This is a genomic window from Kitasatospora sp. NPDC004615, assembly GCF_042873545.1.
Lineage (GTDB): Bacteria > Actinomycetota > Actinomycetes > Streptomycetales > Streptomycetaceae > Kitasatospora.
Map to the genome: position 1 here is coordinate 92,051 of NZ_JBIALQ010000007.1, position 19,587 is coordinate 111,637.

Genomic DNA, 19,587 nt, shown 5'->3' on the forward strand with positions numbered 1-19,587 from the left:
GACCCAAGGTCGGGTAAAAAAGAAAGACCTTGACCTTGCCATGGCCACGCCGCTATGCTCCGGCAACTCAAATGATCTGACGATCCGTCAATCTACCTACGGCGCTGGCAGGAGGCGGGTCGGTCGCACTCGCACCGCGCCGGAACCCACCCGTTCGGCCTTCCAAACGTCCGCATTCACAGCGCACGGAAACCTAAACAGTTTTTCAACTGAAAACCCGAACGCAGAAAAGCCTCCGCCCCCGACCTGACCAGGTCGGGGGCGGAGGCTTGGAAGGCGCTTTGTGGCGCTATTACTTCGTCAGATCCGGACCGGTCGCCGAGACCGCCGCCGGAGTGTCCGCCACCGGGGACTTCTCCTCGCCGCGGAAGGTGAACTTGGCAGCCTTGCCCTCACCCTCCACGCCGACCACCACGATGTGGCCGGCCCGCAGCTCGCCGAACAGGATCTTCTCGGACAGGTGGTCCTCGATCTCCCGCTGGATCGTGCGACGCAGCGGACGGGCGCCCAGGATCGGGTCGTAACCGCGCTTCGCCAGCAGGCTCTTCGCCTCGGCGCTGAGCTCGATGGCCATGTCGCGGTCCTTCATCCGCTGGTCCACCTTCGCGATCATCAGGTCGACGATCTCGATGATGTTCGCCTCGGACAGCTGGTGGAACACCACGATGTCGTCGACACGGTTCAGGAACTCGGGACGGAAGTGCTGCTTGAGCTCCTCGCCGACCTTCGCCTTCATCCGCTCGTAGCCGGTCTGGACGTCACCCGTGGCCGCGAAGCCCAGGTTGAAGCCCTTGGAGATGTCCCGGGTGCCGAGGTTGGTGGTCATGATGATGACCGTGTTCTTGAAGTCCACGACCCGGCCCTGGGAGTCGGTCAGGCGACCGTCCTCCAGGATCTGCAGCAGCGAGTTGAAGATGTCCGGGTGGGCCTTCTCGACCTCGTCGAACAGCACGACCGAGAACGGCTTGCGGCGCACCTTCTCGGTGAGCTGGCCACCCTCTTCGTAACCCACGTATCCGGGCGGGGAGCCGAACAGCCGCGACACGGTGTGCTTCTCCGAGAACTCGGACATGTCGAGCGCGATCAGCGCGTCCTCGTCCCCGAACAGGAACTCCGCCAGGGTCTTGGACAGCTCGGTCTTACCGACACCCGAGGGGCCGGCGAAGATGAACGAACCGCCGGGGCGCTTCGGGTCCTTCAGGCCGGCACGGGTACGGCGGATCGCCTGGGAGAGCGCCTTGATGGCGTCCTCCTGGCCGATGACCCGCTTGTGCAGCTCGTCCTCCATGCGCAGCAGACGCGAGGACTCCTCCTCGGTCAGCTTGAAGACCGGGATGCCGGTGGCGGTGGCCAGGACCTCGGCGATGAGCTCCTCGTCCACCTCGGCCACGACATCCATGTCGCCGGCCTTCCACTCCTTCTCCCGCTTGGCCTTCGCCTGGAGCAGCTGCTTCTCGTTGTCACGAAGCGACGCGGCCTTCTCGAAGTCCTGCGCGTCGATCGCGGACTCCTTCTCCCGGCGAACCTCGGCGATCTTCTCGTCGAACTCGCGCAGGTCCGGCGGCGCGGTCATCCGGCGGATGCGCATCCGGGAACCGGCCTCGTCGATCAGGTCGATCGCCTTGTCCGGCAGGAAGCGGTCCGAGATGTACCGGTCGGCCAGGGTGGCGGCGGCGACCAGGGCGGCGTCGGTGATCGAGACGCGGTGGTGCGCCTCGTACCGGTCGCGCAGGCCCTTGAGGATCTCGATGGTGTGCGGGAGCGAGGGCTCGGCGACCTGGATCGGCTGGAAGCGGCGCTCCAGCGCGGCGTCCTTCTCCAGGTGCTTGCGGTACTCGTCCAGCGTGGTGGCACCGATGGTCTGCAGCTCACCGCGGGCCAGCATCGGCTTCAGGATGGAGGCGGCGTCGATCGCGCCCTCGGCGGCGCCCGCACCGACCAGGGTGTGCAGCTCGTCGATGAACAGGATGATGTCGCCGCGGGTGCGGATCTCCTTGAGCACCTTCTTCAGGCGCTCCTCGAAGTCACCGCGGTAGCGCGAGCCGGCCACCAGGGCGCCGAGGTCCAGCGTGTAGAGCTGCTTGTCCTTCAGCGTCTCCGGGACCTCGCCCTTGACGATCGCCTGGGCCAGGCCCTCGACGACGGCGGTCTTGCCGACGCCGGGCTCGCCGATCAGCACCGGGTTGTTCTTGGTGCGGCGGGACAGCACCTGCATGACCCGCTCGATCTCCTTCTCGCGCCCGATCACCGGGTCGAGCTTGGCCTCGCGGGCGGCCTGCGTCAGGTTGCGGCCGAACTGGTCGAGCACCAGGGAGGTGGACGGGGTGCCCTCGGCGGGGCCACCGGCGGTGGCGGACTCCTTGCCGCCGCTGGTGGAGTAGCCGGACAGCAGCTGGATCACCTGCTGGCGCACCCGGTTCAGGTCGGCGCCGAGCTTCACCAGGACCTGGGCGGCGACGCCCTCGCCCTCGCGGATCAGGCCGAGCAGGATGTGCTCGGTGCCGATGTAGTTGTGGCCGAGCTGAAGGGCCTCGCGGAGCGACAGCTCCAGCACCTTCTTCGCCCGGGGAGTGAAGGGGATGTGGCCGGACGGGGCCTGCTGGCCCTGGCCGATAATCTCCTCGACCTGCTGGCGGACCGCCTCGAGCGAGATGCCGAGGCTCTCCAGCGCCTTGGCGGCGACACCCTCGCCCTCGTGGATCAGGCCCAGGAGGATGTGCTCGGTGCCGATGTAGTTGTGGTTGAGCATCCGGGCTTCTTCCTGTGCCAGGACGACAACCCGCCGCGCGCGGTCGGTGAACCTCTCGAACATCGTTAATCGCTCCTCAGAGCGGTCGGTCAGTTCGGGGGCCGTCCCCGCCCTGTCCTTCCGCATGCTAGTCCCGCTCAGCGGCGCGGCTACGGAACTCCCACCGGAGCGGGAGAAACATGCTGCGCGACCAGCCGACACCTTTCCCAACCTGATGCTGGGAGACGGTGTTCCCAGCGGCGGGCCCGATGCACCGGATACCGCTACGCCAACGGCGAACACAGTCCGGTGGAACCGGTGGACCGGCCCCGCGCAGTGCTGCGGCCGGGCTCCTGCGACCCCGTCCACCTGCATTCATACCCGGTTGGGCGGCGGGTTTCGCGCGGTTTACGGGGGGTGCTTGTTCGCCTGGCGAGAAGTCGGCCGACCGGGCACCCGGAGTGACGACCGGTCAGGTCGGCCGCGCGTGACGTACTGCCACACCGGTGGCGGTCGTGACCGGGTCGCTCACTCCAGCGTTGCACAGGTCGTGACCAGTCCGCCGCCGGCCGCCGCCTGCACCTCGAAGGCACCTCGGACGGCCGTCCCCGGCCGGGCCGGAACGGACCTGGTGATCGCACCGCTGCGGCCCGCACTGGCCGCCCTCGGCCGCCTCGACCGGCTCGGCCGCACCACCGGACCGGTGCTGCGGCGCGGCGGCCGGGCCGCTTTCCTGCTCGCCCCCGGAGCCGCCGAGCCGGTGCCCGACCTGTTGGGCTGGCTCGGCTGGGGCCCCGAACTGCGGCTGCCGATCGACGCCGTCACGGCGCACCCGGGAGAGCCCCGGGTGCCCGAACCGCGGACCGCCGACTGGCTGCGGGTCGGCTCCGAGCGGCCCGCACTGGACCTGCGCTCGCCCGACCTGCTCTGCCTGCTGGACGCCCTGGCGGACGCCTGTGCGCGGGAGCGGCTGGGGTTGCCGCCCGCGCGGTGGTGAGCCGGACGCCTCAGGAGGCGTTGGCCTTCTCGTACGCCTCGCGCACGTTGCTCGGGACGCGGCCGCGGTCGTTGACCGGGTAGCCGTTCTCCTTCGCCCAGTTACGGATCTTGGCGGTGTCGGCCTGTCCGGTCGAGGCGGCGGAGCGACCGGCGCCCCGGGTGCTGCCGCCGCGACGCGGGGCGGTCAGCCGACCGCTCTGCTTGCGGCCCTTCTCGACGTACGGGGCAAGCAGACCGCGGAGCTTGTCCGCGTTGTCGCTCTTCAGGTCGATCTCGTAGGCCACGCCGTCCAGGGCGAACGTCACCGTCTCGTCCGCGGAGCCACCGTCGAGATCGTCTTCCAGAATGACCTGAACCCTCTGTGCCACGGGCTTCCCTTTCCGCGATAACGGTCCATTGCCTAGTGAAAGGAAAGCGCCTTTTCCCGGAAAACACAAACCCCTGTGCCGCTCGCCGTGCCCGCAGAGCCGGATCAGAGGTGCAGCAGCATGCGCGAGTTGCCCAGCGTGTTCGGCTTCACCCGCTCCAGGTCGAGGAACTCGGCGACACCTTCGTCGTACGAGCGCAGAAGTTCTTCATAGACTTCTGTGGCCACGACCGCCGGGTCTGCCGTACGATCGTCGTTTTCGCCGATCTCGACGAAGCCGTGTTTCGAGAAGAACGGCACCTCGAACGTCAGGCAGAAAATCCGACGGACGCCGAGCCAGCGCGCCGTCTCCAGCAGCTTGTCCAGTAGCTGGTGGCCGATGCCGAGGCCTTTGCAGATCGGATCGACCGCGAGGGTGCGCACCTCGGCCAGGTCCTCCCACATCACGTGCAGCGCGCCGCAGGCCACCACGCGGCCGTCCTCGTCGCGTTCGGCGACCCAGAACTCCTGGACGGATTCGAACAGCGTGACGGTCGGCTTGTCGAGCAGAATGCCGTTGCGGGCGTACGTGTCGATGAGCCGACGAACGGCGCGTACGTCGGTGGTCCGCGCACGGCGGATGGTGACCTCCATGCCTGGGAACGTTATCGTGCCTCGGGCGGGCGGGTCTCCTCGGTATCGGCCCCGGCCACTCGGAGAGCGTCCCGCAGCCACTCGCGCTGTTCCGGCGACATCATCCCGAAGAAGTGCACCAGAGCCGCGGCCGGATTGTCACTCGTCGCCCAGGCGTCGTTCATCAGCGCGGCGGTGTAAGCCTCGCGTGAGGACACTGGCTCATATCGGTATGCGCGCCCGGCGCGCTCCCGGCGCACCCAGCCCTTTCGATAGAGCTTGTCGAGCACCGTCATCACTGTTGTGTACGCGATTTCACGTTCCGAACGCAGATCCTGCAGAACCTCCCGAACGGTGACCGGGCGGTTCCACTGCCACACCCGGGTCATGATGTCGTTCTCGAGTTCTCCGAGTTGCCGCACCATAGTGCGGCCCAGGATAGGACCGAATCGGACAAAGGGCGGCAAATGGCAAACAGACCGGCGCGCCGCTCCCCGAAAGAGGGAACGGCGCGCCGGTCTGCGGTCGGACTATTCGGCGGAGGAACGCGACACCATCGCCTCGGCGGCGGCGTCCTCCTTGGCCTTCTGGGCGCCGCCCTGGCTGCGGATGATGGCCCGCACCAGGAAGGCGAAACCGATCGCCATGACCAGTGGCGGCACGATCGCGCTGACGTACTCCATGGTTTTACTCCTCGGTGTCCTCGTCGGCTTCGGCGGCCTTGTCACTCTTACCGGCCTTCTCCGGCTTCACCAGCGGGAACAGCACCGTCTCGCGGATGTTCTTGCCGGTCAGCAGCATGATCAGGCGGTCCACACCCAGGCCGAGGCCGCCGGTGGGCGGCATCGCGTACTCCAGGGCGCGCAGGAAGTCCTCGTCCAGCTGCATCGCCTCGACGTCGCCACCGGCCGCCAGCAGCGACTGCGCGGTCAGGCGGGCGCGCTGCTCGACCGGGTCGATCAGCTCGGAGTAGGCGGTGCCGATCTCGGTACCGAAGATCACCAGGTCCCACTTCTCCGCGACACCCTCGATCGAGCGGTGCTGGCGGGTCAGCGGGGACACCTCGGTCGGGTAGTCCTTGATGAAGGTCGGCTTGATCGCGTGGTGCTCCAGCAGGCGCTCGACCATCTCCAGGACGATCTGGCCGTGGCCCCACTCCTTCTCGTACGGGATGCCGGCTTCGTCGGCGAGCTTGCGCAGCTCGTCCACCGTGGTGGCCGGGGTGACCTCGGTGCCCAGGTGGGCGGAGATGCCCGGGTAGACCGAGACCTCCTGCCAGGGCTCGGCGAGGTCGATCTCGTGCTCGACGCCGTCCGGGCCGAGACCCTTGACCACGGTGGTGCCCAGCGCGTCCTGCGCGGCGTTCACGATGATCGCCCGGATCAGCTCGGCCTGGGTGTCGTAGTCGCCGTACGCCTCGTACGACTCCAGGGCGGTGAACTCCGGGTTGTGGGTGGCGTCCGCGCCCTCGTTGCGGAAGTTCCGGTTGATCTCGAAGACCTTCTCGGCGCCGCCGACCACCAGCCGCTTCAGGTACAGCTCGGTCGCGATCCGCAGGTACAGCTCGATGTCGTACGCGTTGATGTGCGTCCTGAACGGACGGGCGTTGGCGCCGCCGTGGATCGGCTGCAGCATCGGGGTCTCGACCTCGAGGTAGCCGCGGTCCTCGTAGGTGCGGCGGATCGAGCGGATCACCCGGGTGCGCAGGTGCAGCATCTCGCGCGCCTCGGGGTTCACGATCAGGTCCACGTAGCGCTGGCGGACCCGGGCCTCCGGGTCGGTCAGGCCCTTGTGCTTGTCCGGCAGCGGGCGCAGGCACTTGGCGGTGAGCTCCCATCGGTCCACCATCACGCTCAGCTCGCCGCGGCGGGAGGTGATCACCTCGCCCTCGACGCCGACCTGGTCGCCGAGGTCGATGTCGGCCTTCCAGGCGGCCAGCCGCTCCTCGCCCAGCTTGTCCAGGGACAGCATCACCTGGAGGTCGCCGGAGCCGTCGCGCAGGGTGGCGAAGCAGAGCTTGCCGCCGGTGCGGGCCAGGATGACCCGGCCGGTGATGCCCGCCCGCTCGCCGGTCGCGGTGTCCGGCGCCAGGTCCGGGTGCTTGTCGCGCAGCTCGGCGATGGTCGAGGTGCGGGGGAAACCGACCGGGTACGGGTCGATGCCGGCGGCCCGCAGCCGGTCCAGCTTCTCGCGCCGGACGCGCATCTGCTCGGGAAGGTCGTCGGTCGCGGGGAGAGTGCTCTGATCGCTCACCCCACCAGGGTAGCCAGGCTCACGGGCTGTTCCGCCACGGGATATCGCCCCACGCACCCGACAACGCCGGAACCCCGGACCGCCGACGGGCGGCCCGGGGCGTCCTGGCGTCCGGTCAGCTCTGGGTGGCGGTGGTGCCGAGCGCCAGCGACGTGGTGTTGTTGGCGTCCACGTCGTCGTACGGCAGCGGCTGGACGGCGTTCTCGTACAGGCCCTGCTCGGTGGTCACCCCGATGGTGACCGTCGGGCCGGCGGCCGGGTCGGCGACCGCGAGCGGCAGGTCGAAGGTCCGGTCCGCGCCGTTCAGCAGGAAGGTCGGCAGGTAACAGTGGACGAGGCCCGGGTTGATCTTCCCGCAATCGGCGGGCAGCTTGCCGGAGACACTGGGGCCACGCGAAAAGCCCCCTCCGGGGAGGGGGCTCGGGCGAGTTGACGGTGGATCAGCCGTCGGTGCCGGTGGCGAGTTCCGGGTGTTCGGTGTCGGTGGGGGGTTCGGGGGCGGGGCGGGTGCGGCGGCCGAAGAGTTCGGCGGGGGTGGGCATCCGGCGCGGCCGGGGGCGATCGGCGGGGGGCTGCGGGTGCTGGTCGCTCATCGGGAACCGTCCTCCAACTGGGATGGCGGGCTGGGGTTCGGGCGCGGGGCTCGGTACGGCGGCGAGGTGCCGCTGTCCGGAGCCGAGGGAGAGGCGCTCGCGGACCTCCGCCTCGGCGAGTGCGTGGCAGCGTCCGGCGAGCCGGGAGCGGCGGGCGTGTTCGGGCGGGCCGCACGGCTGGCGGGACAGGGCGCGAAGGGCGGAGAGGTCTTCGGCGGTGGGCAGGTAGCCGTCGGTGACGGCTTCCTCCAGGCGTTCCAGGTAGCCGCCCGCGCTGCCGGGCAGGGCGGCGCGGTAGCGGCCCAGGTCGGCCAGCAGGAAGGTGCGCAGCCGGCCGCCTTCCTGGACCGCTTCGTCGATGGCCTCGGTGAGTCGAAGCGCTTCCTGGACGTCCTCGGCCCACAGTTCGCCGGTGGCGGTGGGCAGCGGGAGCCGGTCGGGCGCGGCCGGATAAAGGGCTTGGGCGAGGGCACGGCGCAGCACCCGGACTTCGTCGGCGCTGAAGGCCATACCGCCGCGCGATCCGTGAGGCGTTGGCATGGCTCGACAGTACGTGCCGTACGTCCGACTTATGGCGATTGAGGACGTGTTTGTCCCGATTGGCCTATGAGATGGTGCATCTGACGCCCGGTCGGCCGTCCAATAGCGGCCGGCCGGGCGTCAGGGGCCGTCAGGCGGTGGCGGGGCGGTTGCGTTCGAAGATCAGGCGGAGGCCGATCAGGGTCAGCCACGGCTCGTGCACGTCGATCGAGTCGGCCTCGCCGAGGACCAGCGGGGCCAGGCCGCCGGTGGCGATCACCTGGACGTCGTTCGGGTCCTTGGCCAGTTCCTTGGCCATCCGGTTGACCAGGCCGTCGACCTGTCCGGCGAAGCCGTACAGGATGCCCGACTGCATGCCCTCGACGGTGTTCTTGCCGATCACGTTGCGCGGGCGGGCCAGTTCGATCTTGCGGAGCATCGCGGTGCGGCCGCCCAGGGCGTCGACCGAGATCTCGATGCCCGGGGCGATCGCGCCGCCCACGTAGTCGCCGCGCGCGTTGATCGCGTCGAAGGTGGTGGCGGTGCCGAAGTCGACCACGATGCACGGCCCGCCGTAGAGGTGGTTGGCGGCCAGCGCGTTGACGATCCGGTCCGCGCCGACCTCCTTCGGGTTGTCCATCAGCACGTGCACGCCGGTCTTCACACCCGGCTCCACGATCACCGCCGGCACGTCCCCGTAGTACCGGCGGGTCACCTCGCGCAGTTCGTGCAGCACCGCCGGCACCGAGGAGCAGATCGCCAGGCCGGCCACCCGGTCGTCCGCCGAGACGATCGGGTGGGCGCCCATCAACCCCTGGAGCAGCACCGCCATTTCGTCGGCGGTGCGGCGCGGGTCGGTGGAGATCCGCCAGTGCTCGACGATCTCCTCGCCGTCGAACAGGCCGAGCGTGGTCTGGGTGTTGCCGACGTCGATGGTGAGGAGCATGGGGCGCTTTCTGCTTGGAAGGGTCAGGAACTGCGGAGGTCCAGGCCGATGTCCAGGATCGGCGAGGAGTGCGTCAGGGCGCCGACGGCCAGGAAGTCGACACCAGTCTCCGCGACCTCGCGCGCCGTGGCCAGGGTCAGGCCACCGGAAGCCTCCAGCTTCGCCCGGCCCGCGACCAGGGCGACCGCCTCGCGCAGCTGCTCGGTGCTGAAGTTGTCCAGCAGGATCAGGTCCGCGCCGGCCTCCAGCACGGGGGTGATCTGGTCGATGGTGTCCACCTCGACCTCGATCGGCAGCTCCGGGAACGCGGCCCGGACGGCGGTGAACGCCTCGGCGACGCCGCCGGCCGCGACCACGTGGTTGTCCTTCACCAGGGCCGCGTCCGAGAGCGCCATCCGGTGGTTGGCGCCGCCGCCCGCGCGGACCGCGAACTTCTCCAGCGCGCGCAGGCCCGGGGTGGTCTTGCGGGTGTCGCGGACGACCGCCTTGGTGCCCTCCAGGGCGTCCGCCCAGGCACGGGTCGCGGTGGCGATGCCGGACAGGTGGCAGAGCAGGTTCAGCGCCGAACGCTCGGCGGTGAGCAGGTCGCGGGTGCGGCTGCGCACCGAGAGCAGCACCTGGCCGGCCTCGACCGCCGCGCCGTCCTCGACGTGCCGCTCGACCTCGAACTCGTCCTCGCACACCAGCGAGACGACCGCCTCGGCGACCCGCAGGCCCGCGACGACGCCCGCCTGACGGGCCGTGAAGTCCGCGGTCGCGACGGCTTCGGCGGGGACGGTCGCCACCGAGGTGACGTCCTCGCCGCCGGCCAGGTCCTCGGACAGGGCCATCATCGCCACGTCCTCGACCTCGACCGGGTCCAGGCCGGCCTCCTCCAGCAGCTCGGCCAGCGCCGGGTCGAGCCCGGTCTCGTACACCTCGCCGTCACCGCACGCGCAGCCGTCACCACAGCCGCCTTCGGCGGATTCGGCGGAGAGGAGGGGGAGTTCGTCGTGGGACATGAAGAGGGCTCCAAAGGGGGATGCGGGCGCGAAGAGCGGGATGCGGAAGACGTCAGCTGCTGAGCGGGTGGGTCACGTGGCGGTGCCAGGTGGTGTCGTCGCGGTCGGGGAAGTCCTCGCGCCAGTGGCAGCCGCGGGTCTCCTCGCGGAGGGTGGCGGCGGCGGTGAGGGCGGTGGCGACCTGGTGGAGGTTGGTGGCTTCCCAGGTCTCGACGGACGGGGAGGCGGGGTGGGCCGGTTCGGGCAGGGCCTCCAGGCCCTTCGCGGTGGCGGCCAGCGAGTCCGCGGAGCGGATCACGCCCGCGCCGGTGGACATCAGGTGCTGGATCGCGCCGCGGCTCTCCGCGGGCAGCAGCGGCACCGGCGCGGCGGCCTGGGCGGCGTCCGCGTCCACGGTGCGGGCGGGGAGCCGGCCGGCCTCGGCGAGCTCGGCGAGGTCGGCGGCGATCCGTTCGGCGAACACCAGGCCTTCGAGCAGCGAGTTGGAGGCGAGGCGGTTGGCCCCGTGCACGCCGGTGCAGGCGACCTCGCCGCAGGCGTACAGGCCGGGGACGGTGGTGCGGCCGTGCAGGTCGGTGCGGATGCCGCCGGAGGCGTAGTGCGCGGCGGGGGCGACCGGTATCGGCTCGGTGACCGGGTCGATGCCGTGGCTGCGGCAGGCGGCCAGGATGGTCGGGAAGCGGTTCTCCCACATCTCGGCGCCGAAGTGTCGCCCGTCCAGGTACATGTGCCGGGTGCCGTGCTCGTGCATCCGGCGGGTGATGGCCTTGGCGACGATGTCGCGCGGGGCGAGCTCGGCGAGTTCGTGCTGACCGGTCATGAAACGCACGCCGTCGGCGTCCACCAGGTACGCGCCCTCGCCGCGGACGGCCTCGGAGACCAGTGGCTGCTGGCCCTGCGCGTCCGCGCCGAGGAACAGCACGGTGGGGTGGAACTGGACGAACTCCAGGTCGGTGACCTCGGCGCCGGCCCGCAGGGCGAGCGCGACGCCGTCGCCGGTGGAGACCGCCGGGTTGGTGGTGGCCGAGAAGATCTGGCCCATGCCGCCGGACGCCAGCACCACGGCGCGGGCCAGGATCGCGCCGACGCCGTCCCGCTGGCCCTCGCCCATCACGTGCAGGGTGACGCCGGAGGCGTGGCCGCCGGCGTCGGTGAGCAGGTCCAGGACGAGGGCGTGCTCGATGAGTTCGAGGCCAGGGTCGGCCTCGACGGCGGCGACCAGGGCGCGCTCGATCTCGGCGCCGGTGGCGTCGCCGCCGGCGTGCGCGATCCGGCGCCGGTGGTGGCCGCCCTCGCGGGTGAGGACGATCTCGCCGTCCTCGTCCAGGTCGAACTCGGCACCCACCTCGATGAGCCGGCGCACCGCGTCCGGCCCCTCGGTGACCAGGGTGCGGACCGCCTCCTCGTCGCACAGCCCGGCGCCCGCGACCAGGGTGTCCTGGAGGTGCTGCTCCGGGGTGTCGCCCTCGCCCAGGGCGGCGGCGATGCCGCCCTGGGCCCAGCGGGTGGAGCCGTCGTCGAGCATCGCCTTGGTGACCACCATGGCCCGCAGACCGGCCTTGCGGACATTGAGCGCGACGGTGAGTCCGGCCACGCCGGAGCCGACCACGACCACGTCGGTGCTCGTGGTCCAGCCGGGGGCAGGGGCGGTCAGGCGGTGCGACATGGCTTCAGCTGCTCCTTCAGTGCGCGGCGGCGACGGCCACGCCGTCCGCCCCACCGTACGCGGCGTCGCCGCGCAGCAGTCCGCTGCCCTCGGGGGCGTCCGCGGGGTCGCCGCCCAGGCCGGTGACCCGGTTGTGCTCGTCCACGAACACCACCTTCGGCAGGTACGCCTTGGCCTCGGCGGTGTCCATCTGCCCGTAGGCGATCAGGATCACCAGGTCGCCGGGGTGGACCAGCCGGGCGGCCGCGCCGTTGATGCCGATGATGCCGGAGCCGCGCGGGCCCGCGATGGTGTAGGTCTCCAGCCGGGCGCCGTTGTTGATGTCGACGATGTGGACCAGCTCGCCGGGGAGCAGGTCCGCGGCGTCGAGCAGGTCCTCGTCGACCGTCACCGATCCCACGTAGTGCAGGTCGGCCTGGGTGACGGTGGCTCGGTGGATCTTGGACTTGAGCATGGTGCGGAGCATGTGGTCACGCCTCTCTGAGTGCATGCCTGGGCTACAGCCGTACTTATCGGACGATGATGCTCACGTTGTCGATCAGCCGGGTCGGACCGACCTTGGCCGCCAGCGCGAGCACCGCCTCGCCCCGGTAGTCGTCCGGCGCCTCGGTGAAGGACATCGGATCGATCAGGGCGAGGTAGTCGAGGGAGATGCCGTCCGCGCCGTCCAGCGCGGCGGCAGCCGCCTCACGGACGGCCTTGGCACCCTGGGCGCCGGCGTCGCGGCCGGCGAACAGGGCGCGGGAGAGGGCGAGCGCCTGGGTGCGCTCGTCGTCGGAGAGGAAGCGGTTGCGGGAGGACAGCGCCAGGCCGTCCTCCTCGCGGACGGTCGGGACGCCGACGATCTCCACGTCGAAGTCCAGGTCCGCGACCATCCGGCGGATGATCGCCAGCTGCTGGGCGTCCTTCTCGCCGAAGACCGCGAAGTCCGGGTCGGTGATGTGCAGCAGCTTGGCGACGACGGTCAGCATGCCGTCGAAGTGGCCGGGGCGGGACGCGCCCTCGAAGCCCGCGCCCATCGGGCCCGCCGAGAGGCGCACCAGCGGCTCGCCGTTCGGGTACACCTCGTCCACGGACGGGGCGAACACCACGTCCGCGCCCATCTCCTCGGCGAGCGCGACGTCCGCGTCCAGGGTGCGCGGGTAGCTGTCCAGGTCCTCGCCGGCGCCGAACTGCAGCGGGTTCACGAACACCGTGACGGCCACCCGGCCGTCCTTGCCGACCTGGCGGCGGGCCTCCCGGACCAGCGCCGCGTGGCCCTGGTGCAGGGCGCCCATGGTCATCACCACGGCGTTGTCCACCGGCTGCTCGTCCGGCCAGAACGCGGCCTCGAACTCCTCAACGGTGCGGGTCAGCACCGCCTTGCGGACCTTCGCCGCCTTCGGGGCCTTCGCCGGGCGCCTGTCGCGTGCCATCAGTGGTTCTCCTCGTTCAGTACGTCCAGCAGTGCTGCCGCCGGTTCCGGCTTCAGCGATCCGTTGGCGACCGCCCGTTGCGCGGTCGCCTTCGCCATCGCCCGGTACGCCTGGCCGATGTCCGGGGTCACCGTAGCGAGTCGGTCCAGGTGCTTGCGCACCGTTCCCACATCACCCCGGGCGACCGGGCCGGTCAGGGCCAGATCGCCGGAGCGCAGGGCGTTGTCCAGGGCCGCGCCGAGCAGCGGGCCGAGCATCTGGCCGGGCTCGGCGACACCCGCGGTGCGCAGCAGCTCCATCGCCTGCGCGACCAGCGTGACCAGGTGATTCGCGCCGTGCGCGAGAGCCGTGTGGTACAGCGGCCGGACGTCCTCCGGGATCCACGACGGCTCGCCGCCCATCTCCACCACCAGCGCCTCGGCGACCGGACGCAATTCCTCGGGCGCGGTCACACCGAACGGGCAGCCGGCCAGCCGGGCCACATCCACCGAGGTGCCGGTGAACGTCATCGCCGGGTGCAGCGCCAGCGGCAACGCGCCCTTGCGGGTCGCGGGCTCCAGCACGGCCACGCCGTGCGCGCCCGAAGTGTGGACGAGTATCTGGCCGGGACGGACGGCGTCGGTCGCGGCCAGACCGCTCACCAGATCCGGCAGGGCATCGTCCGGGACGGTCAGCAGCACCAGATCGGCCGCCGCCATCACCTGCGGCGGCGTCACCAGGCGGACACCGGGCAGCAGGGCCTCGGCGCGACGCCGCGAGGCGGCGGAGACGCCGGACGCGGCAACCACGCGATGGCCGGCCAGTTGCAGGGCCGCACCCAGGGCAGGACCGACCCGGCCGGCCCCGACCACACCGACAGCGAGCCGGGCCGGGCGGTTACCGGGGTCGGAGGGGTCTCCGAAGTCGTGCAGCACTCTTCCGTTCCAGTCCTCGGCGGGTACCAGACGTACCGCTCAATGGTACGGGCTGCGGGGGTGCACGTTACTGCGCCCACCCACCCGCCCGAGCACCCACCAAGGAAGGGGGAGGGGCGGGATCGGGGTGGGCGAGCGAGCACAGCGGAACGGAGACGGGCGGGGTGTGCGCTGCTGCGGCCGGCCGCGGCGCGGCGGCTGCGCCGTTGGCCAGGTGGGTGCTCGGGTGGGTGGGCGCAGCCGGGGTCAGGGGGTTTCGCCGGCGCGGACCAGGCCGTTCTCGTAGGCGAGGACGACGGCCTGGACGCGGTCGCGGAGGCTGAGTTTGGCGAGGATGCGGCCGACGTGGGTTTTGACGGTGGCTTCGGAGAGGACCAGCCGGCGGGCGATCTCGCCGTTGGAGAGGCCCTGGGCGACCAGCAGGAAGACCTCGCGTTCGCGTTCGGTGAGCGGGGCGAGGACTGCGGAGCCGGGCGTCGCGGTGGGAGTGGGCAGAACCTCGGCGAAGCGGTCGATCATGCGGCGGGTGGTGGTGGGTGCGACCACCGCGTCGCCGCCGTTGACGGCGCGGATCGCGGCGACCAGTTCGGCCGGCGGTACGTCCTTGAGCAGGAAGCCGGACGCGCCGGCCTTGAGCGCGGCGAAGGCGTATTCGTCGAGGTCGAAGGTGGTGAGGATGAGGACGCGGGGGGCGCCCTCGATCGGGGTGCCGCGGTCGTCGAGGCAGATGCGGCGGGTGGCCTGGACGCCGTCGAGGCGGGGCATCCGGACGTCCATCAGGATCACGTCGACGTCGGCGGTGCGCAGGACGTCGAGTGCCTGCTGGCCGTCACCGGCCTCGGCGGCGATCTCGATGTCGCCCTGCGATTGCAGGACCATCCGGAAGCCGGTTCGCAGCAGTTCCTGGTCGTCGACCAGCATTACGCGGATCGGCATCGGTCGGGTCTCCTTCACTTGGACACTTTGAGGGGGAGGACGGCTCGGATCCGGAAGCCGCCGCCGGGCCGGGGCCCGACGTCCAGGCTTCCGCTGACCATGCCGACCCGTTCGCGCATGCCGATCAGACCGTGGCCGAGGCCGTCGGTGCCACCGGTGGCGAGCTGTTCGCGGGTGCTGCCGCGGCCGTCGTCCTCGACCAGGACCTCCAGGTCGCCGTCCCGGAAGTCGACGGCGACGGTGGCGTGGGCGTCGGGGCCGCCGTGCTTGCGGACGTTGGTGAGGGCTTCCTGGACGATCCGGTAGACCGTGAGCTCCAGGCCGCGGGGCAGTTCGCGGACCTCGCCGGTGGCGGTGAACTCGACCGGCAGGCCGGCCGTGCGGACCTGTTCGAGCAGTTCGGGGAGTTCCTCGACGCCGGGCTGCGGCACGTACTCGCCGGTGGTGTCGGCGGTGCGCAGCACGCCGAGCAGGCGGCGCATTTCGGCGAGCGCCTGGCGGCCGGTGGAGGCGATGGTGCCGAGCGCTTCCTTGGTCTGCTGCGGGGAGGAGTCCATGACGTACGCGGCGCCGTCGGCCTGGACGATCATCACGGAGACGTTGTGCGCCACCACGTCGTGCAGTTCGCGGGCGATCCGGGCGCGTTCGGCGGCGACCGCGACCTGCGACTGGGCGTCCCGTTCGCGCTCCAGTCGGGAGGCCCGGTCCTCCAGCTCGATCAGGTAGGCGCGGCGGACCCGGGTCAGCCGGCCCCACGCCCAGCACAGTACGAACGGGGTGGTCATCAGCGCGGCCACCAGGACCCGCTTGGCGAAGGTGTCGTTCGGGGCATCGGGCGACGTCGGCATCAGCCGCCAGACGGTGAGCGGCCCGGCGGCCAGGCTGGCGACCAGTGCCAGCCAGGGCGTCCAGCGTCTGCCGAAGGCCGCGCCGGTGTAGGCGAACACCAGGTAGCCGATGCTGGCCGCGCCGGGTTCGATCACGAGGGCGATCTGGCCGATGCCGAGGACGACGGCCACTGCGGTGGTGATGTCGGGCCAGCGCCGCCGGACGACCATTAGTCCGGGCAGGATCACGGCGACCGCGACGGCCAGGAACCTCGCGGCGCCGGAGAGCCGATATCCGTCGGGCGTGGCCTGGTCCAGCGCGACGAGCACGCCCGGGAACAGCACCATCAGTGCCCAGGCGGAGTCGACCACCATGGGGTGTCGGCGGAGCCAGGCGTTGAGTCGATGCACAGGTCCAGCCTAGGGAGTCGGATGGCGTGTTCAGGTCCGTCGGGAGAGCGATCCGGTGCTACTCCCCAAGGTGGAGATCCCCTCCTCCCGGTAACGTCGCCCGCTATGACATGGATGCGGTGGCGGCCCGCGATCGAACACGCGCTGTACCGGCCCGACGGCGGCTTCTACCGCAGGCCGGAGGGCCCGGCCGGGCACTTCCGCACCTCCGTGCACGCCTCCGCCCGGTTCGCCGGCGCGGTGGCCCGCCTGTTGGCAGGGGTCGACGCCGCGCTCGGCTCGCCGGACCGGCTGGCCTTCGTGGACGTCGGCGCCGGCCGCGGCGAACTCACCGTCGCCGTCCGTGACGCACTGCCCGCCGAACTGCGCGCCCGGGTCGCGTTCCACGCCGTCGAACTCGCCGACCGCCCCGCCGGCCTGCCCGACGGGATCGGCTGGGGCCCCGAGCTGCCGTCCGGCGTCACCGGCCTGCTGTTCGCCAACGAGTGGCTCGACAACGTCCCCCTCGACCTCGCCGAACGCGACGAGGACGGGCAGCTGCGGTACCTCGAGGTCGCCCCCGACGGCTACGAACGGCTGGGTGAACCGCTCGATGCGGACGACGCGGCCTGGGCCGCACACTGGTGGCCCGGGGAACGGGTGGAGCTGGGCGGCCCCCGGGACGCCGCCTGGGCCGGGGCGGTCGGCGCCCTGGAACGCGGCCTCGCGGTGGCCGTCGACTACGCACACACCCGCGACACCCGCCCCCCGTTCGGCACCCTCACCGGCTTCCGGGACGGCCGGGAGACCGCACCCGTCCCCGACGGCAGCTGCGACCTGACCGCGCACGTCGCCCTCGATGCCGCCGCGGTCCCGGCTCATCCGGTGCTGCTGACCACCCAGCGCACCGCCCTGCGCGCGCTCGGCGTCAGCGGCGCCCGCCCGCCACTAGCCCTCGCCACCACCGACCCGGCCGGCTACCTGCGGGCCCTGGGCGGGGCCGGCGAGGCCGCCGAACTCACCGACCCGGCCGGGCTCGGAGCATTCCACTGGCTGGTCCAGGCCGTCCGCATGCCGGTACCGGACGACCTCGCGGGCCTGCCGGGATGGCAGACTCTCCCCTCATGAAGGAGTCGACGGGCATGACGGAGACCACGGTCGGCATCGGCCCGGGCGCGCAGACGCTCCCCGGGGAGCCCGGCAGCACCGACATGGTGCTCAACATCGGCCCCCAGCACCCGTCCACGCACGGCGTGCTGCGCCTGAAGCTGGTCCTCGACGGCGAGCGGATCATCTCCGCCGAACCCGTGATCGGCTACATGCACCGCGGCGCGGAGAAGCTCTTCGAGGCCCGTGACTACCGGCAGATCATCATGCTGGCCAACCGGCACGACTGGCTGTCCGCCTTCGCCAACGAACTCGGCGTGGTCCTCGCCGTCGAGCGGATGCTCGGCATGGAGGTCCCCGAGCGCGCCGTCTGGCTGCGGACGCTGCTGGCCGAGCTGAACCGGGTGCTCAACCACCTGATGTTCCTCGGCTCGTACCCCCTGGAACTGGGCGGCATCACACCGATCTTCCACTCCTTCAACGGCCGCGAAGAACTCCAGCACGTCCTGGAGGAAGCCTCCGGCGGACGCATGCACTACATGTTCAACCGGGTCGGCGGCCTCAAGGAGGACCTCCCGGCCGGCTGGCTCGGCCGGGTCCGCGCGGCCATCGGCGTCGTCCGCTCGCAGCTGCCGGTCTTCGAGAACCTGGTCCTCGGCAACGAGATCTTCCGCGGCCGGACGGCCGGCATCGGCGTCCTCTCCCGCGAACACGTGCACGCGTACGGCGTCACCGGGCCGATCGCCCGGGCCAGCGGCGTCGACTTCGACCTGCGACGCGACGAGCCGTACCTCGCGTACGGCGAACTGCAGGACGTACTGCGGGTGCCGGTGCGGGAGGAGGGGGACTGTCTGGCCCGGTTCGAGTGCCTGCTCGAACAGACCGAGAACTCGCTCGCGCTGGCGGACGCGTGCCTGGACCGGCTGGTGGAGATGCCGGCCGGGCCGATCAACCTGCGGCTGCCCAAGGTGCTCAAGGCGCCGGAGGGTGAGACGTACGCGTGGACGGAGAACCCGCTCGGGGTGAACGGGTACTACCTGGTGTCGCGCGGGGAGAAGACGCCCTGGCGGCTGAAGCTTCGGTCCGCGTCGTTCAACAACATTCAGGCGCTGACGGAATTGCTGCCGGGGACGCTGGTGGCGGACATGGTGGCGATTCTGGGGTCGATGTTCTTCGTGGTGGGGGACATCGACAAGTAGGGAAGGCGGACGGGAGGCTGCGGCGGGTCAAGGGCGGGGACCAGAAACTACGGGGCCTTTTCGCGCCCCGTTGATCCTCCGCAGACTTGGCCCCGCCGTTCCCCGGGCCCCTGAATGCACGCCCCCGGGCCCCTGAATGCGTACCCCCGGCCCCCTGGATGCACGCCCCCCTAGATGCCTGCGGGGTGCGGCGCCAGCTTGGGGTTGTGGGCTTCGCAGAGGGTGACGAGTGTCGCGTACGCCTCGGGGCCCATGAGTTCGATGAGTTCGGGGCGGTAGGAGACGTAGACGGGCTTGGCGGCGTTGTGGGCCTCGGGGGAGCTGGTGCACCACCAGTGGAGGTCGTGGCCGCCGGGGCCCCAGCCGCGGCGGTCGTATTCGCCGATGGAGACCTGGAGGTAGCGGGTGTCGTCGGGGCGGTCGATCCAGTCGTAGGTGCGGCGGATCGGGAGTTGCCAGCAGACGTCGGGCTTGGTTTCCAGGGGTTCGAGGCCCTCGCGGAGGGCGAGGACGTGCAGGGCGCAGCCGGCGCCGCCGGGGAAGCCGGGGCTGTTCAGGAAGAGGCAAGCGCCGTTGACGCGGCGGGTCTGGCGGTCGCCGTCCTCGTCCAGCATGGTGATGCCGCCGTCGCGGCGGATCCAGCCCTTGGCGTCGGTGCCTTCGGCGTGGTGTTCCCAGATGTCGGGGGTGAGGCGGGCGGCGTGTCCGGTGACGCGCTGTTCGTCGTCCTCGTCGGAGTAGTGGGCGCCGAGGGTGCAGCAGCCGTCGGAGGCGCCGCGGCCGGGCTGGATGCCGTGGCAGCCCTTGCCGAAGATGCAGCCCCAGTTGGAGGTGAGCCAGGTGAGGTCGCAGCGGAACACCTGGTCCTCGTCGGCGGGGTCGGTGAACTCGACCCAGGCGCGCGGGAAGTCGAGGGCGACTTCGCGGACGGTGGGCATCGCCAGGTCGACGACCGGGGCCTTGGCCGCGCCGCCGGCCTTGCCTGCCTTGCCGGACTTCTTGGACTTCTTGTTCTCAGCTGGTGCCACCCGGCAAGGGTATGGCCTGGCGGGGCGAGGGCGGAGGGGCATCGCGGCTTTTGGTCTGGTTTGCCGGGATTGGGGGGTTTTCCGGGG

19 protein-coding genes are annotated in these 19,587 nt (G+C 71.1%); 3 read left to right on the forward strand and 16 right to left on the reverse strand.

Features of this window, described 5'->3' with window-relative positions:
• Nucleotides 1–292: 292 nt before the first annotated feature.
• The gene (locus ACFYS8_RS24085) at nucleotides 293–2,812 is read right to left on the reverse strand and encodes an ATP-dependent Clp protease ATP-binding subunit (protein WP_387644068.1); all 2,520 of its coding nucleotides are present in this window, start codon (nucleotides 2,810–2,812) and stop codon (nucleotides 293–295) included.
• 466 nt (nucleotides 2,813–3,278) lie between these two features.
• Here ACFYS8_RS24085 and ACFYS8_RS24090 point away from each other — a divergent pair, with 466 nt between their 5' ends.
• On the forward strand, nucleotides 3,279–3,725 hold the full coding sequence (locus ACFYS8_RS24090; RefSeq protein ID WP_387644071.1) for a hypothetical protein: 447 nt from the start codon (nucleotides 3,279–3,281) through the stop codon (nucleotides 3,723–3,725).
• Between the two features lie 10 nt (nucleotides 3,726–3,735).
• Here the strand turns inward: ACFYS8_RS24090 and ACFYS8_RS24095 are convergent, their stop codons facing one another.
• The 14 genes from ACFYS8_RS24095 to ACFYS8_RS24160 all read right to left on the reverse strand — a co-directional run bounded on the left by ACFYS8_RS24095 (nucleotide 3,736) and on the right by ACFYS8_RS24160 (nucleotide 16,187).
• Nucleotides 3,736–4,095, reverse strand: coding sequence for an Lsr2 family protein (locus ACFYS8_RS24095; RefSeq protein WP_387644074.1), 360 nt, complete (start codon nucleotides 4,093–4,095; stop codon nucleotides 3,736–3,738).
• 104 nt (nucleotides 4,096–4,199) lie between these two features.
• Nucleotides 4,200–4,727, reverse strand: coding sequence for an amino-acid N-acetyltransferase (locus ACFYS8_RS24100; protein WP_387644077.1), 528 nt, complete (start codon nucleotides 4,725–4,727; stop codon nucleotides 4,200–4,202).
• Between the two features lie 11 nt (nucleotides 4,728–4,738).
• Nucleotides 4,739–5,131 carry a BlaI/MecI/CopY family transcriptional regulator gene (locus ACFYS8_RS24105; protein WP_387644080.1) on the reverse strand — a complete coding sequence of 131 codons (393 nt, stop codon included), beginning with the start codon at nucleotides 5,129–5,131 and terminating at the stop codon, nucleotides 4,739–4,741.
• A 105-nt stretch (nucleotides 5,132–5,236) separates the two neighbouring features.
• Complete coding sequence (locus tag ACFYS8_RS24110) at nucleotides 5,237–5,389, reverse strand: hypothetical protein (protein ID WP_387644082.1); 153 nt, start codon at nucleotides 5,387–5,389, stop codon at nucleotides 5,237–5,239.
• A 4-nt stretch (nucleotides 5,390–5,393) separates the two neighbouring features.
• On the reverse strand, nucleotides 5,394–6,959 hold the full coding sequence (gene lysX, locus ACFYS8_RS24115) for a bifunctional lysylphosphatidylglycerol synthetase/lysine--tRNA ligase LysX (RefSeq protein WP_387644084.1): 1,566 nt from the start codon (nucleotides 6,957–6,959) through the stop codon (nucleotides 5,394–5,396).
• Nucleotides 6,960–7,399: 440 nt separating this feature from the next.
• A complete protein-coding gene (locus ACFYS8_RS24120; RefSeq protein WP_387644087.1) occupies nucleotides 7,400–8,092 on the reverse strand; it encodes a hypothetical protein in 693 nt (230 codons plus the stop codon).
• 130 nt (nucleotides 8,093–8,222) lie between these two features.
• Nucleotides 8,223–9,017 carry a type III pantothenate kinase gene (locus ACFYS8_RS24125; protein ID WP_035863765.1) on the reverse strand — a complete coding sequence of 265 codons (795 nt, stop codon included), beginning with the start codon at nucleotides 9,015–9,017 and terminating at the stop codon, nucleotides 8,223–8,225.
• Between the two features lie 23 nt (nucleotides 9,018–9,040).
• A complete protein-coding gene (gene nadC, locus ACFYS8_RS24130) occupies nucleotides 9,041–10,018 on the reverse strand; it encodes a carboxylating nicotinate-nucleotide diphosphorylase (protein WP_387644090.1) in 978 nt (325 codons plus the stop codon).
• A gap of 52 nt (nucleotides 10,019–10,070) precedes the next feature.
• Complete coding sequence (locus tag ACFYS8_RS24135; RefSeq protein WP_387644092.1) at nucleotides 10,071–11,684, reverse strand: L-aspartate oxidase; 1,614 nt, start codon at nucleotides 11,682–11,684, stop codon at nucleotides 10,071–10,073.
• A gap of 16 nt (nucleotides 11,685–11,700) precedes the next feature.
• Nucleotides 11,701–12,150, reverse strand: coding sequence for an aspartate 1-decarboxylase (panD, locus tag ACFYS8_RS24140; RefSeq protein ID WP_387644095.1), 450 nt, complete (start codon nucleotides 12,148–12,150; stop codon nucleotides 11,701–11,703).
• A 43-nt stretch (nucleotides 12,151–12,193) separates the two neighbouring features.
• Entirely contained in the window at nucleotides 12,194–13,099 is a 906-nt protein-coding gene (gene panC / locus ACFYS8_RS24145) for a pantoate--beta-alanine ligase (protein WP_387644098.1), read from the reverse strand.
• Nucleotides 13,099–14,013 (reverse strand): Rossmann-like and DUF2520 domain-containing protein, encoded by a 915-nt coding sequence (locus ACFYS8_RS24150; RefSeq protein ID WP_387644101.1) that lies wholly within the window; start codon nucleotides 14,011–14,013, stop codon nucleotides 13,099–13,101. The genes panC and ACFYS8_RS24150 overlap by 1 nt, the downstream gene beginning before the upstream one ends.
• 246 nt (nucleotides 14,014–14,259) lie before the next feature.
• Complete coding sequence (locus tag ACFYS8_RS24155; RefSeq protein ID WP_387644103.1) at nucleotides 14,260–14,949, reverse strand: response regulator; 690 nt, start codon at nucleotides 14,947–14,949, stop codon at nucleotides 14,260–14,262.
• Between the two features lie 14 nt (nucleotides 14,950–14,963).
• On the reverse strand, nucleotides 14,964–16,187 hold the full coding sequence (locus ACFYS8_RS24160; RefSeq protein ID WP_387644106.1) for a sensor histidine kinase: 1,224 nt from the start codon (nucleotides 16,185–16,187) through the stop codon (nucleotides 14,964–14,966).
• Between the two features lie 105 nt (nucleotides 16,188–16,292).
• On the opposite strand from ACFYS8_RS24160, the gene ACFYS8_RS24165 reads away from it, so the two are divergent.
• Both ACFYS8_RS24165 and ACFYS8_RS24170 read left to right on the forward strand, forming a co-directional pair.
• Nucleotides 16,293–17,294 (forward strand): SAM-dependent methyltransferase, encoded by a 1,002-nt coding sequence (locus ACFYS8_RS24165; protein ID WP_387644108.1) that lies wholly within the window; start codon nucleotides 16,293–16,295, stop codon nucleotides 17,292–17,294.
• 14 nt (nucleotides 17,295–17,308) lie between these two features.
• Nucleotides 17,309–18,472 carry an NADH-quinone oxidoreductase subunit D gene (locus ACFYS8_RS24170; RefSeq protein WP_387644110.1) on the forward strand — a complete coding sequence of 388 codons (1,164 nt, stop codon included), beginning with the start codon at nucleotides 17,309–17,311 and terminating at the stop codon, nucleotides 18,470–18,472.
• Nucleotides 18,473–18,642: 170 nt separating this feature from the next.
• Here the strand turns inward: ACFYS8_RS24170 and ACFYS8_RS24175 are convergent, their stop codons facing one another.
• Entirely contained in the window at nucleotides 18,643–19,542 is a 900-nt protein-coding gene (locus ACFYS8_RS24175) for a hypothetical protein (RefSeq protein WP_387644113.1), read from the reverse strand.
• Nucleotides 19,543–19,587 lie beyond the last annotated feature (45 nt).

Bases quoted from the DNA above. Each gene is read 5' to 3' on its own strand.
- ACFYS8_RS24110 (WP_387644082.1), bottom strand. From the start codon at position 5,389: ATGGAGTACGTCAGCGCGATCGTGCCGCCACTGGTCATGGCGATCGGT.
- ACFYS8_RS24120 (WP_387644087.1), bottom strand. From the start codon at position 8,092: ATGCCAACGCCTCACGGATCGCGCGGCGGTATGGCCTTCAGCGCCGAC.
- ACFYS8_RS24175 (WP_387644113.1), bottom strand. From the start codon at position 19,542: ATGCCCCTCCGCCCTCGCCCCGCCAGGCCATACCCTTGCCGGGTGGCA.
- ACFYS8_RS24105 (WP_387644080.1), bottom strand. From the start codon at position 5,131: ATGGTGCGGCAACTCGGAGAACTCGAGAACGACATCATGACCCGGGTG.
- ACFYS8_RS24125 (WP_035863765.1), bottom strand. From the start codon at position 9,017: ATGCTCCTCACCATCGACGTCGGCAACACCCAGACCACGCTCGGCCTG.
- ACFYS8_RS24165 (WP_387644108.1), top strand. From the start codon at position 16,293: ATGACATGGATGCGGTGGCGGCCCGCGATCGAACACGCGCTGTACCGG.
- nadC (WP_387644090.1), bottom strand. From the start codon at position 10,018: ATGTCCCACGACGAACTCCCCCTCCTCTCCGCCGAATCCGCCGAAGGC.
- ACFYS8_RS24085 (WP_387644068.1), bottom strand. From the start codon at position 2,812: ATGTTCGAGAGGTTCACCGACCGCGCGCGGCGGGTTGTCGTCCTGGCA.
- panD (WP_387644095.1), bottom strand. From the start codon at position 12,150: ATGCTCCGCACCATGCTCAAGTCCAAGATCCACCGAGCCACCGTCACC.
- ACFYS8_RS24155 (WP_387644103.1), bottom strand. From the start codon at position 14,949: ATGCCGATCCGCGTAATGCTGGTCGACGACCAGGAACTGCTGCGAACC.
- ACFYS8_RS24100 (WP_387644077.1), bottom strand. From the start codon at position 4,727: ATGGAGGTCACCATCCGCCGTGCGCGGACCACCGACGTACGCGCCGTT.
- panC (WP_387644098.1), bottom strand. From the start codon at position 13,099: ATGGCACGCGACAGGCGCCCGGCGAAGGCCCCGAAGGCGGCGAAGGTC.
- ACFYS8_RS24170 (WP_387644110.1), top strand. From the start codon at position 17,309: ATGACGGAGACCACGGTCGGCATCGGCCCGGGCGCGCAGACGCTCCCC.
- ACFYS8_RS24135 (WP_387644092.1), bottom strand. From the start codon at position 11,684: ATGTCGCACCGCCTGACCGCCCCTGCCCCCGGCTGGACCACGAGCACC.